Here is a 16,555-nt window from a genome sequence, read left to right as displayed (position 1 = left end):
AGTCGTCCCCAGCCCCGAGCGAACCCGATTCCGGCCACGTGTGTCGTTTTACCCGCTTTTGACATACAAGCAAGGGAGCAAGTTAATTTCTGTTTACTTCATTTCAAACCGTGGCTCATTCGCCACTACAGCTTTGAAACATCGTAAATAAATCGTAATTTCCTCTCACTGCCCCATCAGCCTATCCTGGAGCTGATGTCGTTCCATGTCGCAAACACCATGAGCGACAGCACCATCGCAAAACCAATCCGGAAAGCGATGTCTTGTGCCCGAGCACCCAACGGTTTTCCCCTTACGGCTTCAATCGCATAGAACATCAAGTGCCCGCCATCAAGTACCGGCACCGGCATCAAATTTAATAACCCAATGGAAACAGAAAGTATGGCGGCGAATTGCAGCACCGCCGAAAAGCCCAGGGTTGCCATCTGCCCGGAAAGCTGTGCTACCCGAATGGGGCCGCCTAGCTGATCCGCCTTCATGTAACCGCCGATGACATTGCCGAGATATTCGAAGGTGCCAGACACGATATTGCCGGTCTGCCTGATGCCTTCGCCCAGAGCCTGGAACGGACCATATGCCTCATAACGGAGCTTGATGGGCTTTTGGCCGTCAGTAATTCCGATGCTGCTGATCTCCGTCTCTTTGCCGAAGGCATCGGGTTCTTCGGTCTTCTTCGGAACCACCTGAATGTCATGCGTCCCGCCGCTGCGCTCAATGGACAACATCACGGGCTTGTCCGGACGAGAAGCTATGTAACGCTGCACGTCGCCGATTGAGTCGATCACATGCCCGTCCACGGAGAGGATGCGGTCGCCAAGCGCGATGCCTGCCTCTTGCGCCGGGCTGTCAGGTGCGATCGAAGCGACGAGCGGATCGACAGGCGAAATGCCGATACTGCCGACGTCTTTCTTGTTTCCGGAAGCATCGGTCGCGGTCAACGTTTCCGGCACCATTGGAAAATCGCGCGTCTGGCCGTCACGTTCGACCGTCAAGAGGAGACTCTTGCCGGGATGATCGACCACATAGCGGGCAACATCATAGTAGGTCGCGACATTGTTGCCGTCGACGGCGATCAGGCGATCACCCGCCTGAACGCCCGCCCGCGCTGCCGGTCCGCCGGGCTCAACCGCCGTCACCAGCGGGTCTACGAGCGCGATGCCGATGCGGCCCATCTCCATCTTGTTGCCGAACTGATCGGTATCTTCCGCGAGTTTCGGCACGATGCGGAAGTCGCGCTTCTGACCGTCACGTTCCACGGTCAACACGATATTGCGGCCGGGTCGCAGGCCGACATAGCGCTGCACCTCATCGAACGTCGTCACCTTGGTGCCGTCGATGCCAACCAGACGGTCGCCCGGTTCGATCCCCGCTTCAGCCGCGGCACTGCCGCGCATGACCACGGCCACGACCGGATCAGCGACGGTGCGGCCATAGACGCCGAAGAGTACGGCGAAGATTGCGATGGCGAGAATGAAGTTGGCGATAGGACCGGCCGCGACAGTTGCGGCCCGCTTCCAGAGTTTGGCGCCGCCGAAGGATCGGGCGCGCTCCTCCTCGGTCATGGCCGCGAGCTGATCGACATCAGTCTTGCTCGACGCATCCTCGTCGCCGAAGAAGCGGACATAGCCGCCGAGCGGAATGATCGACAGCTTCCAGCGCGTGCCGTGGCGATCGGTGAAGCCGGCGACTTCCGGACCGAAGCCGATCGAAAAGGCCATGATGCGGATGCCGGACCAGCGCCCCACCAGATAGTGACCCATTTCATGCACGAAAACGAGCAAGGACAATACGAAAACAAACGTGATGACGTTGTTCGTCAAGAAGCCGATAATGCCTGCCGCGCTACCCATGCCACGATCCTGTTCGCGTTGATTTCAGACACCGAGCAGAACGCCGCCCAATGACATAGTCTCGCCGCTTATTGTCAGAGATATTACGATAGCCAACAAAAACGCTGCAAAACAAGCAAAAATTAGTCCGTCGACCCGGTCCATAACGCCGCCATGACCGGGAATCAGGTGGCTGGAATCTTTCACTCCGAAGCGGCGCTTGATGAAAGACTCGAAAAGATCGCCGATTTGGCTGCAGATCGACAACACCAGCGCAAGCGCAGGAATCCATAAACCATCTGCCGAGAAAAAGCTCCAGACGACCGCTGTTCCGGCAACCACCGCGGCGATCGCGCCGCCGATAGCGCCCGACCAGGTCTTGCCCGGAGATATGCGCGGCGCAAGCTTCGCTCCACCGATGGCGCGGCCGACGAAATAGGCAAAAATATCCGTCGCCCAAACCGTGGCGAAAATGAACAGCATCAGCACGAAGCCGCGCAGATCGTCGTCCCGAATCTCGGCAAGGGCGATCGCCGTCAACCCTGCATAGAATATTCCGCCGGGCAGCCACCAGCTTCTACGGCGCACAGCGACCATGATCGCCGTGACCGCTACAAAAAGGACCAATAGTTCGAGGGAATAAACGGATTCTGCAGTGAGCGTCGCGCCGGCTATCAGCAGGAGGCCGAGCCAGCCGAGTGCATTGCCCTGCGGATCGCGACCATGCAGGTCCGTTATCGTCGACCATTCATAATAGACAAGCAGGCCGATCGCCGCCGCCAGGATACGAAAGCTCAGACCGCCATACCAGGTGGCAGCCAGAACGATCGCGGCAAGAATGATGCCGGAAATGATGCGCAGCCTGAGTTCGCGGCTCATCAGGACCCCACGGCCGCCGCCGGTTTGGCGGAAAGACCGCCAAAACGCCGATCACGCGCGGCGTATCTTTCCAGTGCGGAGAAAAAGAGGTCGCGGCTGAAATCCGGCCAATACTCCGGCACGAACATGAATTCCGAGTAAGCCGCCTGCCAGAGCAGAAAGTTCGACAGCCGCTCTTCGCCACTGGTGCGGATGATGAGATCGGGGTCGGGAATTCCGGCGGTATCCAGTCGTCCATCAATCAATTCTGGACAGATATCCTGCGGGCGCAGTCGCCCGGCCTCGACATCCTTGGCCAGGCTGACGAAAGCACGGGTAATCTCGTCGCGGGAGCCATAATTGAAGGCGATGATCAGCGTCAGCGCGGTGTTGTCCTTGGTGGTCTCTTCCGCTTCGATCAGCAGCGGCAGGATATCGCTGCGCAGATTGTAACGGTCGCCGATCACACGGATGCGGACATTCTGGCGATGCAGTTCCGCAAGGTCCCGCCGGATGAACGCCTTGAGCAGACCGAGAAGGTCACTCACCTCGGTCTCCGGCCGACGCCAATTCTCCGAGGAAAAGGCAAAGAGCGTCAGATATTTTATGCCGACATCGCCCGCCGCCCGCACCGTTTCGCGCACCGCCTCCACGCCCTTGCGGTGACCCATGGTGCGCGGCAGGCCGCGCGCGTTGGCCCAACGCCCGTTGCCATCCATGATAATGGCGAGGTGATCGGGTATGGCAGAGAACGTGGGAACTGACATATGGATCCGGTTTCGTTCGGCAGGAAATGCTCTAGGCTCGTCAATCTAGCGCACCCTCGCCGCTTTCAATATTCCTCAATCGAAAGCGGGATGCTCTAGCGGACAATCAGACCTGCATGATTTCCTTTTCTTTCTCGGCTAGCAAGCGGTCGATGTCCGAAATCGTATCGTCGGTCATCTTCTGCACACGCTCGGACTGGGCACGGCTTTCGTCCTGACCGATTACACCGTCCTTTTCGGCCTTTTTGAGACCATCCATACCATCACGGCGGACATGGCGAATCGCCACCTTGGCCTTTTCGGCATATTCATGAGCGACCTTGACCAGCGAGCGACGGCGCTCTTCGTTGAGTTCCGGCAGCGGGATGCGCAGATTTTGCCCATCGACGATCGGGTTGAGGCCGAGATTGGATTCGCGGATCGACCGCTCGACGGCGCCGACCATCGACTTGTCCCAGACGGACACGGTCAGCATGCGCGGCTCGGGTACGGTGATGTTGGCGACTTGGTTCAGCGGCATGCGCGAACCATAGGCTTCAACCGTGACCGGATCGAGAATGTTGGCCGACGCGCGCCCGGTGCGCAGCGAGGCGATATCGCTCTTGAATGCCGAGATGGCGCCGTCCATGCGGCGCTTCAGTTCCTTGAGGTCGGTGCCTTCACTCATGTTTTTATACTCCCGTGTAATAGGCGGCGCCGGGAAGGCCCGGTGCCACAGGAACGTCAATTGTCGGATACGATGGTCTTACGGCCGCCGCCGGTCAAGATTTCTGCGAAACCGCCCTTTTCATGAATGGAAAAGACGACGATCGGAATTGAATTTTCCCGCGCAAGCGCGACGGCGGCCACATCCATGACGGCGAGCCCCTTTTCCAGCACCTGACTATGGGTCAGATGTTCGAAACGCTCGGCGTCCGGAAACTTCTTCGGGTCGGCGGAATAGATGCCATCGACCTGCGTGCCCTTGAAGATTGCTTCAGCACCCATTTCGGCGGCGCGCAGCGCAGCGGCGGAATCGGTCGTGAAAAAAGGATTGCCGGTGCCGCCGGCAAAGATCACCACCCGGCCCAGCGAGAGATGATAGAGCGTCGCGCGCTGCGAAAAGCTTTCGCAGATCTCCGGCATGGAAATGGCAGACAGCACCACCGTGTCGATATCCAGCTTGCGCAGCGAGGTCGCCAGCGCCAGCGCGTTGATGACGGTGCCGAGCATGCCCATATGGTCGCCGGTCACGCGATCTCCGCCCTTGGAGGCCACGGCAACGCCGCGGAAGATATTGCCGCCGCCGACGACGACGCCGACCTCGACACCCATTTCGCGCGCTGCGGCAATATCGGATGCGATACGGTCAGCGACGGTAACGTCGATACCGAACCCCTGGCTGCCCATCAGAGCTTCGCCGGAGGCCTTGAGCAATACGCGCTTGTAGATCGGCTGGGACATTGTCGCTCCTTGAAGTGATCGCGGGGTAATAGTGAAAGCCGGATACACGAAGGGCACCGCGTTGTCACGCGATGCCCACGGGTTTCCCCTGATATGGTTTCACCTATCTGGGATATGGTTTCGTTTCGTCAACAGACGAAATGATTTCGTTGATCAGCCCTTGGCGGCCGCGGCGACTTCGGCAGCGAAGTCGGTCTCTTCCTTCTCGATGCCTTCGCCGAGAAGCAGACGGGCCATGCCGGTGATTTCGATCGGCGCGCCGACGGTCTTTTCAGCTTCCTTGAGGGCAGCAGCGACGGTCAGATCCGGGTTGATGACGAAAGCCTGCGACAGAAGAGCGACTTCTTCGAAGAACTTGCGCATGCGGCCTTCGACCATCTTTTCGATGATGTTGTCCGGCTTGCCGGAGGCGCGGGACTGCTCGATGAAAACGTTGCGTTCGCGCTCGGCGACAGCGGCGTCGACTTCTTCCGGACGGATGGCGAGCGGCGCAGTCGCAGCGATGTGCATCGCAACCTGACGGCCAATGGCGGTCAGAGCTTCCTTGTTGCCGGTCGACTTCAGCGCGACGAGAACGCCGAGCTTGCCGAGGCCGTCGGAAACAGCATTGTGGATGTAGGTCGCGACCACGCCGTCTTCGACGGAGAGCAGCACCGAGCGGCGCAGGTTCATGTTTTCGCCGATGGTGGCGATCGCATCCTTGATCGTGTCGGCAACCGACTTGCCGGAAGCCGGGTAAGCCGCAGCAGCGACGGCTTCGACGGAGCCGGCGGTAGAGAGCGCAACCTGGCCGATGCCGCGGACGAGGTCCTGGAAGGCATCGTTGCGGGCAACGAAGTCGGTTTCGGAGTTAACTTCGACGACAACAGCCTTCGTGCCGGCGCCGGCAACGCCGATCAGGCCTTCGGCGGCGGTGCGGCCAGACTTCTTGTCGGCCTTGGCGATGCCTTTGGCGCGCAACCAGTCGATCGCTGCTTCCATGTCTCCAGCGGTTTCGGCCAGAGCCTTCTTGCAGTCCATCATGCCTGCGCCGGTCTTTTCGCGCAGTTCTTTCACCATTGCAGCCGTAATCTCGGTCATAAGCTTCCTCTTGTCGGTTCAGACGGTGCGGCAGGCGGCGTTAAGCCAACGCGGCACCGATTTGAGGGACGAAATGTACCCGTAAGTATGACAGCGTTATGAAGCCGCGCCATACACTGGAATTCTTGATTGGAACACGCGTGGATTTATCGCCCAGGCAACGCGTTACCCCAAAACAGAACAAGGCCGCTCGAACTTCTTGAAGTCGCAAACGGCCTTATCCCGGATATCAATACGCTCGGGCGGACAAGGTTCCGTCCGCCACAAGACGCGATCAGGCTTCGGTGCCGTCCACGAGAGTCGGCTCAACCGGAGCTTCGACAGAAGCACCGAGGTCGCGGCCGGATGCGCTCTGCTGGCGGGCAATGCCATCGATGGCAGCGCGCGAGATCAGGTCGCAGTAGAGAGCGATGGCGCGCGAGGCGTCGTCGTTACCCGGGATCGGATAATCGATCAGGTCCGGATCGCAGTTCGAGTCGATGATGGCAACGACCGGGATGCCGAGGCGCTTGGCTTCGTCGATCGCGATCTTTTCCTTGTTGGTGTCGATGATGAACATCAGGTCCGGAGTGCCGCCCATATCGCGGATACCGCCGAGAGCCTTGTCCAGCTTTTCGCGCTCGCGCTCAAGGTTCAGGCGTTCCTTCTTGGTGAAGCCCTGGGCTTCGCCGTTGAGGATTTCGTCGAGCTTGCGCAGACGCTGAATGGAATTCGAAATCGTCTTCCAGTTAGTCATCATGCCGCCGAGCCAGCGGGCGTTGACGTAGTACTGGGCCGAGCGCTTGGCGCTGTCGGCGATCAGTTCGGAGGCCTGACGCTTGGTGCCGACGAACAGAACGCGGCCGCCACGGGCAACGGTGTCGCTGACGACCTGCAGGGCGCGGCTCAGCAGCGGAACCGTCTGGGCAAGGTCGATGATGTGGATGTTGTTACGATCGCCGAAGATGTACGGCTTCATCTTCGGGTTCCAGCGATGTGTCTGGTGGCCGAAGTGAACACCAGCTTCCAGAAGCTGACGCATAGAAAAATCAGGCAATGCCATGCCTTTGACTCCTTTTCCGGTTGAACCTCCGCAAGGCGAACAGCATCCTCTTCGAAGATGCCACCGGGCGGAACGATCCGGATTTCTCCCGGACAATCCCATGCCTTACGTGTGGAATGCGGCTGCCCATACATTCGATTTGACGGGAATGCAAGGCTTGAGCGCCGAAAAAATGCGGCAGCCCCCTGCCCCTAACTCACTTACGGCGTGCCGAAGCCTCAGAGAACAGTGAAGCTTCGGACAGCTCTCACAAAATCTATTGGCAGGCTTTGGTGTCGAGCACTTCAAGCTTGGAGAGCTTCCCGGTCAGCACGAAGTCGCCATAGTCCATGGTGAGGTCGCGGGTGATGCCGTTTTCATATAGCTTGAACGACATGCGATAGACCGGAATGGCGTCGCCTTTAGATTTGTCGTTGAAATAGGCGACGGTCACCGGCCAGAACGGTGTCTTGGCGAACATGCCGGCCTTGTCGGCATCGGGATCGTCTGTGGCGGGCGTCGATTGTTTCCCGACGACGGTCGTTGCGATCAACGATTTGTCGCCATCGTCGGAGCCGTCGAAAACCTCGGCCTCGAAGAAATTTCTGCCCAGCTTGGCATTATGGATGATGTCGAGCATATGTTCCGTCGGAAAACGGCTCTGCATGAGCTCGACCTGCTTGGCCTGCGGCTGGGTCAGCTCGACCTTGATTCCCTTCTGGTCGTCCGCTGCCGCGCCGCGCACATCCTTATCGAGTTGATCGTCCGTATAGGATTTGGTCTCGAAGCGGAACGTCCGTTTGACGAGATCCTCGAATGTGGTCGTCTGCTGATCGCTGACGCGGGTTGAATCGCCCGTGTCGATCTGCGTGACGAAGCGGAAATTGGTGGTGAAGCCGGTGCAATCGGAACCGTCGAACTCATAGACCATACGGCCGAACATGCCGGCGATACCGGACCGGTCGGAAGCGTCTTTCAGTTCGAGATCATAGACGGCGCGATGCGCGATCAACCCGCTCGGACCCGCAGCGATGGCGGGCGCGCCCAGAGATGCGACGCCTAAACTCGAAACAACAACAGCGGCAAGACTCGAGCGGAACATTCATTATCTCCTGTTGGACTCGCACGCGATGCTATAAGAACGCTTCGGCCAGAGTGAGGCGGCCCGTCATCAATTCGTCATCTCACTCTGCCTTTTGATTTGGCGTGATCTCGTCCAAGATCGCTTCTGGCATTTCGGGATCGTGCTTAAATCGAGGCTGCCTTTCCCGGCAAAGGGAATTTAAGCTTGATGCCGGATTTTTGAAGATTTTACAACAAAACGGGAGATGAAAATGTCCGACGCCGTCGAAAGCCGTCTGAAGGAGCTTGGCATCGTTCTGCCGCAGGCTGCAGCGCCAGCCGCAAACTATGTGCCCTATGTCATCAGCGGCAATCTTCTTTATCTGTCGGGACAGTTGCCGATGGAAAATGGTAAGCTCGGCGTTACCGGCCTCCTCGGCAGGGATGTCGACGTTGCCGGCGGCCAACGCGCTGCCGAGCTTTGCGCTATCAATATTCTCGCCCAGGCAAAGGCAGCCTTGGACGGCGATCTCGGCCGTATCAAGCGCATCATCAAGCTGAACGGCTTCGTCGCCTCGGCACCCGAATTTGCCGAACAACATCTTGTGATCAACGGTGCCTCCAATCTTCTGGCAAATGTACTCGGCGACGCCGGCAAGCATGCGCGCGCCGCGGTCGGCATGGCAGCACTGCCGCTGAATGCCGCCGTCGAGATCGATGCCATCATGGAAATTGCATAATGAGCAAGATTGCCTGGCTTACCGAACGTGCCATCGCCCATCGCGGCTATCACGACATGAACAAGCAGGTTTGGGAAAACACGCTCTCGGCATTTGCTCGCGCTATCGAAGCCGGTTTTTCCATCGAATGCGATCTGCATTATGCCGCCGACGGCGTTCCGGTCGTCTTTCATGACGACGACCTGCAGCGCGTCTGCAATCTTCCGGGCCAGCTTCGTGACCGTACCTCGGCCGAACTCGGCCTGCTTTCGGTCGGCGGCACCAGCGACAAGGTGCCGACGCTGAAACAGCTCCTCAAGCTCTGCGACGGCAAGGTGCCGCTGGTGCTGGAGCTCAAGGGCCGCGAAGGCGACGATGAGGGCTTTGCGGAATCCGTGCTGGAAGTGCTGGAAGGCTACAAGGGTCACGTCGCGCTGATGAGCTTCGACCTGTGGCTGCTGAAGGACCTGAAGGCGCTCAACGCACCCTACCCTGTCGGCCTGACGGCGGATGGAAATGAGCCCGAGACGTTTTTTAAGCATGACGAAGCCATGCAGCTTGGGCTAGACTTCATCTCGTATTTCTATGGCCACCTACCGAACCCCTTCATCACGGCGCAGCGCCAGCGCGGCATTCCGGTTATCACCTGGACCGTACGCGACGAAGCGGCCCGTAAGCACACATTTGCCAACGCAGATCAAATGACCTTCGAGGGGTTCGACCCAAGGGAGAGCCCTGCCTTTCCTTCCTAACAGACGAATTTGATGACAGACGAATTATCCATTCGAGTCGAGCATTCCTTCAAAAACATTGCTCCGGAGAGCTGGTCCAAGCTCGCCGGAGCAACACGGACGGGTACGGTGCGGCCGTATAATCCGTTTGTCTCGCATGCCTTTTTGTCGTCACTGGAGGAGTCTGGCTCCGCCACCGACAAAACCGGATGGCTCGGCAATCACCTGTTGCTCGAAACCGACAACGGCGAATTGATCGGCGCGGTCTTCGGTTATCTCAAGAATCATAGCCAGGGTGAATATGTCTTCGATCACGGCTGGGCTGACGCCTTTGAGCGCGCGGGCGGCCGTTATTATCCGAAGCTGCAGTGCTCCATACCCTTCACGCCGGCAAGCGGCCCGCGCCTGCTTGTTGCCGAAGGCCAGGATCGTAATGTGATTCAGCCGGCACTGGCCGAAAGTCTGAAGGAAGTGACCCGGCAGCTCGGCATCTCGTCCGCCCACATCACCTTCCTGCCGGAAGACGAGATTTCCGTCTTCGAGGGCGATGGCTACCTGCATCGCACCGACCAACAGTTCCACTTCATCAATGACGGTTATGCCAATCATGATGCCTTCTTGGAAACACTGGCGTCGCGCAAGCGCAAGGCGCTGAAAAAGGAGCGTCGCGCCGCCCTCGAAGGCGGTATCAGCATCGATTGGCTGACCGGCAGCGATCTCACCGAGCGTATCTGGGATCAGTTCTTCACTTTCTATATGGATACCGGCAGCCGCAAATGGGGCCGGCCCTATCTCACCCGCAAATTCTACTCGCTGATCGGCGAGCGTATGGCCGACGATATCCTGCTGGTGATGGCCAAACGCGAGGGCCGCTACATCGCCGGCGCCATCAACTTCATTGGCGGTGAAACGCTCTATGGGCGGCATTGGGGCTGCATCGAAGATCATCCGTTTCTGCACTTCGAAGTCTGCTATCATCAGGCGATCGATTTCGCGCTGGCCAAGGGGCTGAAGCGGGTCGAGGCCGGCGCGCAGGGCGAGCACAAGCTCGCTCGCGGCTATCTGCCGGTCATTACGCATTCGGCGCACTATATCGGCCATCAAGGCCTGCGGCGCGCCGTTGCCGACTATCTCAAGCACGAGCGCGAGCAAGTGGAGGAGATGAGTGAGATTCTGACTGAGCACAGCCCCTTCCGCAAAGGCGATCGGCAAGATATCTAGCTGCTCTGGACAATTATAATCGGAAGACGAGGAGATTCTGGATGACCAGCCCCGCCTATGACCCCAACAATATTTTCGCCAAGATTCTGAAAGGCGAAATCCCGTCCTATCGTGTCTACGAGGATGAACATACGGTTGCTTTCATGGATGCCATGCCGCAGGCGCCCGGCCATACGCTAGTACTGTCGAAATCCCCCTCGCGCAACATTCTCGACGCCGATCCGAGCACCTTGCCGCATCTAATTGCTACGGTCCAGAAAGTCGCCGTCGCGATTCAGGAGGCTTTCGATGCGGATGGCGTCTATATCGCCCAGTTCAACGAACCGGCTGCCGGCCAGACCGTATTTCACCTGCACTTCCACATCATCCCGCGCCATGAAGGCATCGCCCTGAAGCCTCATTCGGGTAAGATGGAAGATGGCGCTGTTTTGGCGGAAAATGCCAAGAAGATCATTGAGGCGCTGAGCTGAGCGTAGCAGGTCGATCTTCTTAAATCTCTTCATGAGGTATGAAGCATAAACATATGAAAACGGCTGCATTGTCGCCAATGCAGCCGTTTTGTTTTCTTAGACGATCAATCGCCGATTACTTGCGCGGCACCTTCGGCACCGTGCTGCCCTTGCGTGGTGCCTTGCTGTCCGGCTCGTCATCGCTGGCGGAGGAAGGCGTCTTCGGCGAGCGGCGGGCGTCGGAAGCGGCACCGGCCTTGCCGACACGGCTTCTGATCTTGACCGTGTCGCCGTCATCCTCTTCCACGTCGACCACGGAGTCGACCACTTCGGCTTCCGGTTTCGGCCGGATCGGCGCGGTGTCCGCGATGGAGTCGAGCAGAATGCCGGTCGTGCCGTCTTCCTTCTTGCCGACTGTAACCTTGACGACACCACCCTTCTTCAGCTTGCCGAAGAGGATTTCGTTCGCCAGCGGCTTCTTGATGTGTTCCTGGATGACGCGCGCCAACGGACGGGCACCCATCTTGTCGTCGTAACCCTTTTCGGACAGCCAGGCGATCGCGTCCTCGTGCAAATCGAAGGTAACGTTCCGTTCGGAAAGCTGAGCCTCGAGCTGCATGATGAACTTCTGCACGACCTTGTGGATGACCGTGGTCGGCAGCGCTGCGAACGGAATGGTCGCATCCAGACGGTTGCGGAATTCCGGGGTGAAGAGCCGGTTGAGCGCCTCTTCATCCTCGCCCGTCCGCTTGGACGAACCGAAGCCGATGGCAGACTTGGCCATTTCCGATGCGCCCGCATTGGTCGTCATGATCAGGATGACGTTGCGGAAGTCGATCTTCTTGCCATTGTGATCGGTCAGTGCGCCATGGTCCATGACCTGCAGCAGGATATTGAAGATATCCGGATGCGCCTTCTCGATTTCGTCGAGCAGGACGACGCTGTGCGGATGCTGGTCGACACCGTCGGTCAGCAGACCACCCTGGTCGAAGCCAACATAGCCGGGAGGTGCGCCGAGCAGACGGGAAACCGTGTGACGCTCCATATATTCCGACATGTCGAAGCGCAGCAGCTCGACGCCGAGCGACGAGGCAAGCTGCTTGGCGACTTCCGTCTTGCCCACACCCGTCGGGCCGGAGAAGACATAGCAGCCGATCGGCTTGTTCGGTTCGCGCAGGCCCGCACGAGCGAGCTTGATCGAGGTCGACAGAGCTTCGATCGCCGTATCCTGGCCGTAGACGACCGAACGCAGTTCCTGCTCAAGATTGGCGAGAACCATCTCGTCATCCTTGGACACTGTCTTCGGCGGAATGCGTGCCATGGTCGCGATCGTCGCTTCGATCTCCTTTTCGGTGATCAGCTTGCGACGCTTCGAGGGCGGCAGCAGCATTTGCGCAGCACCCGTTTCGTCGATCACGTCGATCGCCTTGTCCGGCAGCTTCCGGTCGGAGATGTAGCGAGCCGACAGCTCGACGGCTGTCTTGATGGCGTCGTTCGAATAACGCAGGTGATGATACTCTTCGAAATAGGGCTTCAGGCCCTTCATGATTTCGATGGCATCCTCGATGGTCGGCTCGTTGACGTCGATCTTCTGGAAGCGGCGGACGAGTGCCCGGTCCTTCTCGAAGAACTGACGGTATTCCTTATAGGTGGTCGAACCGATACAACGGATCGCCCCCGAGGACAGGGCCGGCTTCAGCAGGTTCGATGCATCCATCGCACCGCCGGAGGTGGCGCCGGCACCGATGACCGTATGAATCTCATCGATGAACAGCACGGCGCCCGGATATTCTTCCAGTTCCTTGACGACCTGCTTCAGACGTTCTTCGAAATCGCCGCGATAGCGCGTACCGGCCAACAGCGTGCCCATGTCGAGCGAGAAGATGGTCGCATCGGCCAAGGCTTCGGGCACCTTGCCCTCGACGATACGCTTGGCAAGACCTTCGGCGATCGCCGTCTTGCCGACACCGGGGTCGCCGACATAGAGCGGGTTGTTCTTTGAGCGGCGGCATAGCACCTGGATGGTGCGGCTGACCTCGGAGTTGCGGCCGATCAGCGGATCGATCTTGCCGCTCTTCGCCTTCTCGTTGAGATTGACGCAATAGGCCTTCAGCGCATCCTGCTGCTTCTTGTTGTTACCTTCCTCCTGCTCGCCGCGGGAGGTCGGCTTGCTTTCGGATTCAGTATCCTCGGCGCCGCGCGGCGTGCGGGTCTGGGAGGAACCCGGACGCTTGCCGATGCCATGAGAGATATAGTTGACCGCGTCATAGCGGGTCATTTCCTGCTCCTGCAGGAAGAAGGCCGCATGGCTTTCCCGTTCCGCAAAGATTGCGACGAGAACGTTGGCACCCGTCACTTCCTCGCGGCCCGAGGATTGCACATGGATGACGGCGCGCTGGATAACGCGCTGGAAGCCGGAAGTGGGCTTCGAGTCCTCGTCATAGCCAGTGATCAAATTTGAAAGTTCGTTATCGACGTATTCAGTCAGCGTCTTACGGAGCGCGTCAAGATCAACATTGCACGCGCCCATGACAGCCGCGGCATCGGCGTCGTCCACCAAAGCCAACAGCAGATGTTCCAGCGTGGCATATTCATGATGCCGCTCGTTCGCGTAGGTCAGTGCCTGATGCAGCGCCTTCTCAAGACTAGGCGAAAATGTTGGCACGTTCAGATCCTCACTTCTTTTCCATAACACATTGCAGCGGATGCTGGTGCTGCCGGGCAAAATCCATCACCTGGCTCACCTTCGTTTCAGCTACTTCATATGTATATATCCCGCATTCGCCGACGCCGTGGTTGTGGACATGAAGCATGATGCGGGTGGCACTTTCTCGATCCTTTTGAAAGAAACGCTCCAGGATATGGATCACAAATTCCATGGGCGTGTAGTCGTCGTTCAGAAGCAGCACGCGGTACAGGTTGGGTTTTTTGGTTTTGGGCTTGGTGCGCGTGATCACCGAGGTCCCGCGATTGCCGTTGTCCCCGTTCCTTTCGCTGTCGTTTTGCATCCGGATCGGCTCAGCGATCATTTCATTCATTCCTCAAATCATCCGGCAGAAGCTATCGCATTCCGACTTGGCAAACTGGATTGGGTACTGACTCTGTCGGGCCGGATATCCGAACCCCTAACTTAGTTCATATTGATGCGATTTTAAGCCCCCTACCGGACACTGCAATGAGAATTCGTTGCCAAAGCCAGCCATCATCAAAAAAGTCGCGGCCTTAGTCGGAACCAGATCGGTCATCGGGAACGCAAAAGACCGGCTGCGGGTCTCGCAGCCGGTCTTTCGTAAATCACTGTCCTTAAGCGAAGCTGCTTAGGCAGCAGGCGCAACCGAAGCGGGGGCCCTGCCGCCAGCCTTGGTGGCGGTAGCAACCGGAGCTTCATAGGGCTTGTACACGGTTTTGGCGAGATCGGCGTACATTTCGCCCAACTTGGTCGCTTCGGCTACGAAGTTTTCATAGGACGACTTTACGAAGCCAGTCTGTAGTTCGAAAGCAGCCTCGAAGCTCTTCACGCCGACCAGCGTTTCGAAATGCGTAACGCCGTCCTGGAACGACTTCTTGGAATATTCGGCAGCTTCAGCAGCAATCGCCTGGAAACCCTTGGTGACATCGGAATAGCTCTTCAGCGCCGTGTCCATGGCTTCCTTGCCCTTCTTGTTCGCTTCATCGAAATTGAACATGCTTCTCCGTCCCTTTGTTGGTTTGGCCGACGGCCGGGTTACTGGACGAAAACTAAATGCGACGCACAAAGAGTCAAGTAGTCTTGTGCGGCGCAATATCGTCTTCAGGTTGCATTCTCAATGACAAAGAAACGACCGCTGAAGAGGGCCGCGGACATGTTCCTGTTTTTGCTAATATATATCAACAGGGTTGCAACCTGAGGCTTCGAGAGAAATATTCGACTTCGACAGAAAAATCTGAATCTCGGCGTCAAATCAGGCGAAATTCGATCGCAAATAGCAATTATCCTACTTATTTGTGGGAGATTTTTAAAAAAAGAGCCGCATTTCAGTGAAATGCGGCTTCTTGATACCAGCTCTATTGGAAACCCCGAGATCGACCAGGGGTCGAGCGCCGGTCAAAACGCTAGGCTACCGATCAGAGATCGACGTCCAGGATGGCCATCGAAAAATTATAGGAACGGTCGCCGTCTTCGTCGTCGATATAGACAACGCCCAGGAACTCTTCGCCAAGATAGACTTCCGCGGAATCGTTCTTGCGCGGGCGAGCTTTGACCACCATCTGCGGGTTAAACGTGCGTTTGAAGTAGGCGTCGAGCTTCTTGATTTCGTCAGGCTTCACAATTCATCTCCGTGCGGATTCTCGGGTTGGCCGCTTCTTGCATAGGAAAAGCGGCGGTGTAAAGACCGGAAGCGCGCCTTCTGCCTTGGGCGGCGGAGCAAAACCCTGACAATCGGCTGGGATTTCCGTTAGATTCCGGCACCCTTGATTTGGTCGGCGACCATCTGCTCGGCAAGGAGTTGATCCATGGAGCGGGAGGGTTCCGAACAGCCGGCTTCGCCGACGACCTTGGCCGGAACGCCTGCCACCGTCGTCTTCGGGGGCACTTCCTTCAGCACTACCGAGCCGGCGGCAATGCGCGAGCAATGGCCGATCTGGATATTGCCGAGGATCTTTGCGCCGGCGCCGATCAGCACGCCATGGGCGATCTTCGGATGACGGTCGCTGCCTTCCTTGCCGGTACCGCCGAGCGTGACGCCATGCAGGATCGAGACGTTGTCGCCGATGACGGCCGTTTCGCCGACCACAAGGCCGGTCGCATGATCGAGGAAGATGCCCTTGCCGATGCGCGCAGCCGGATTGATATCGGTCTGGAAAACGCTGGAGGAGCGGCTTTGCAGATAGAGCGCAAAATCCCGACGGCCGCGATTGAGCAGCCAATGGGCCAGACGGTGCGTCTGCAAGGCGTGGAACCCCTTGAAATAGAGGACCGGCTCCATGAAGCGCAGGCAGGCCGGATCGCGGTCATAGACGGCCTGAATATCGACGCGCAGGATCGAGCCCCATTCCGGCCAATCGGCCAGCATTTCCTCAAAGGTCTGACGCAGCAGGATGCCCTGCATATCCGGATGGTCGAGACGTTCGCAAATGCGATAGATGACGCATTCCTCCAGCGACCGGTGATTGATGATCGTGGAATAGAGGAAGGCGGCCAGAAGCGGATCCCGCTCGGCGGCTGCACGCGCTTCTTCGCGCACGCTGCCCCAGATGGGATCGACGACCTTTACCTGGCCCGCGCCGTCGACCTGGCGAATGTCCGTTGCTGCGACCATTGGCGGTCTCCTGATTTCCTGTCGGTGAAACATTATATAGAGTAAAACCACGACAACATAAATGGGGCGGGTGTG

The 16,555-nt window shown here is 58.2% G+C and carries 17 protein-coding genes; 4 read left to right on the top strand and 13 right to left on the bottom strand.

All coding sequences use genetic code 11. The features are described 5' to 3' along the window. Positions 1 to 176: 176 nt before the first annotated feature. From rseP to QA646_RS06345, 8 genes are all read right to left on the bottom strand, one after another. The gene (rseP, locus tag QA646_RS06380) at positions 177 to 1,850 is read right to left on the bottom strand and encodes an RIP metalloprotease RseP (protein WP_283058195.1); all 1,674 of its coding nucleotides are present in this window, start codon (positions 1,848 to 1,850) and stop codon (positions 177 to 179) included. Positions 1,851 to 1,874: 24 nt separating this feature from the next. After that, positions 1,875 to 2,708: a phosphatidate cytidylyltransferase gene (locus QA646_RS06375; RefSeq protein WP_283058194.1), complete on the bottom strand. Its 834-nt coding sequence runs from the start codon at positions 2,706 to 2,708 to the stop codon at positions 1,875 to 1,877. Beyond that, entirely contained in the window at positions 2,708 to 3,454 is a 747-nt protein-coding gene (locus QA646_RS06370; RefSeq protein ID WP_283058193.1) for an isoprenyl transferase, read from the bottom strand. The genes QA646_RS06375 and QA646_RS06370 overlap by 1 nt, the downstream gene beginning before the upstream one ends. A 106-nt stretch (positions 3,455 to 3,560) precedes the next feature. Next, the gene (gene frr, locus QA646_RS06365; RefSeq protein ID WP_283058192.1) at positions 3,561 to 4,121 is read right to left on the bottom strand and encodes a ribosome recycling factor; all 561 of its coding nucleotides are present in this window, start codon (positions 4,119 to 4,121) and stop codon (positions 3,561 to 3,563) included. A gap of 56 nt (positions 4,122 to 4,177) precedes the next feature. Then, positions 4,178 to 4,897, bottom strand: coding sequence for a UMP kinase (gene pyrH / locus QA646_RS06360; protein WP_283058191.1), 720 nt, complete (start codon positions 4,895 to 4,897; stop codon positions 4,178 to 4,180). A gap of 153 nt (positions 4,898 to 5,050) precedes the next feature. After that, positions 5,051 to 5,977 (bottom strand): translation elongation factor Ts, encoded by a 927-nt coding sequence (gene tsf / locus QA646_RS06355; RefSeq protein ID WP_283058190.1) that lies wholly within the window; start codon positions 5,975 to 5,977, stop codon positions 5,051 to 5,053. A 274-nt stretch (positions 5,978 to 6,251) separates the two neighbouring features. Continuing rightward, entirely contained in the window at positions 6,252 to 7,019 is a 768-nt protein-coding gene (gene rpsB, locus QA646_RS06350; RefSeq protein WP_104822978.1) for a 30S ribosomal protein S2, read from the bottom strand. Positions 7,020 to 7,275: 256 nt separating this feature from the next. Then, positions 7,276 to 8,100, bottom strand: coding sequence for a cell envelope integrity EipB family protein (locus tag QA646_RS06345; protein WP_283058189.1), 825 nt, complete (start codon positions 8,098 to 8,100; stop codon positions 7,276 to 7,278). Positions 8,101 to 8,332: 232 nt separating this feature from the next. Here QA646_RS06345 and QA646_RS06340 point away from each other — a divergent pair, with 232 nt between their 5' ends. The 4 genes from QA646_RS06340 to QA646_RS06325 are packed head-to-tail and all read left to right on the top strand — an operon-like array spanning position 8,333 to position 11,201. After that, positions 8,333 to 8,800: a RidA family protein gene (locus tag QA646_RS06340; RefSeq protein ID WP_283058188.1), complete on the top strand. Its 468-nt coding sequence runs from the start codon at positions 8,333 to 8,335 to the stop codon at positions 8,798 to 8,800. Continuing rightward, on the top strand, positions 8,800 to 9,531 hold the full coding sequence (locus tag QA646_RS06335; RefSeq protein ID WP_283058187.1) for a glycerophosphodiester phosphodiesterase: 732 nt from the start codon (positions 8,800 to 8,802) through the stop codon (positions 9,529 to 9,531). Before QA646_RS06340 ends, QA646_RS06335 begins: the two co-directional genes overlap by 1 nt. A 12-nt stretch (positions 9,532 to 9,543) precedes the next feature. Then, entirely contained in the window at positions 9,544 to 10,731 is a 1,188-nt protein-coding gene (locus QA646_RS06330) for a GNAT family N-acetyltransferase (RefSeq protein WP_283058186.1), read from the top strand. Positions 10,732 to 10,772: 41 nt separating this feature from the next. Then, positions 10,773 to 11,201 carry an HIT family protein gene (locus QA646_RS06325; RefSeq protein WP_283058185.1) on the top strand — a complete coding sequence of 143 codons (429 nt, stop codon included), beginning with the start codon at positions 10,773 to 10,775 and terminating at the stop codon, positions 11,199 to 11,201. Between the two features lie 115 nt (positions 11,202 to 11,316). Here the strand turns inward: QA646_RS06325 and clpA are convergent, their stop codons facing one another. The 5 genes from clpA to cysE all read right to left on the bottom strand — a co-directional run bounded on the left by clpA (position 11,317) and on the right by cysE (position 16,480). After that, positions 11,317 to 13,845 (bottom strand): ATP-dependent Clp protease ATP-binding subunit ClpA, encoded by a 2,529-nt coding sequence (gene clpA / locus QA646_RS06320; protein WP_283058184.1) that lies wholly within the window; start codon positions 13,843 to 13,845, stop codon positions 11,317 to 11,319. Positions 13,846 to 13,855: 10 nt separating this feature from the next. Then, positions 13,856 to 14,209: an ATP-dependent Clp protease adapter ClpS gene (gene clpS / locus QA646_RS06315; RefSeq protein WP_028755011.1), complete on the bottom strand. Its 354-nt coding sequence runs from the start codon at positions 14,207 to 14,209 to the stop codon at positions 13,856 to 13,858. A 288-nt stretch (positions 14,210 to 14,497) separates the two neighbouring features. Further along, positions 14,498 to 14,866, bottom strand: a complete 369-nt coding sequence (locus QA646_RS06310; RefSeq protein WP_283058183.1) for a phasin family protein — start codon at positions 14,864 to 14,866, stop codon at positions 14,498 to 14,500. A 418-nt stretch (positions 14,867 to 15,284) separates the two neighbouring features. Continuing rightward, a complete protein-coding gene (locus QA646_RS06305; protein WP_283058182.1) occupies positions 15,285 to 15,488 on the bottom strand; it encodes a DUF3126 family protein in 204 nt (67 codons plus the stop codon). A 128-nt stretch (positions 15,489 to 15,616) separates the two neighbouring features. Further along, positions 15,617 to 16,480, bottom strand: a complete 864-nt coding sequence (cysE, locus tag QA646_RS06300) for a serine O-acetyltransferase (protein WP_283058181.1) — start codon at positions 16,478 to 16,480, stop codon at positions 15,617 to 15,619. Positions 16,481 to 16,555: the final 75 nt, after the last annotated feature.

The sequence above is a fragment of the Rhizobium sp. CB3090 genome, from assembly GCF_029714285.1.
GTDB lineage: Bacteria > Pseudomonadota > Alphaproteobacteria > Rhizobiales > Rhizobiaceae > Rhizobium.
Note: the sequence above shows the minus strand (reverse complement) of the source record. Positions and strands in the feature narration are given on the sequence as shown.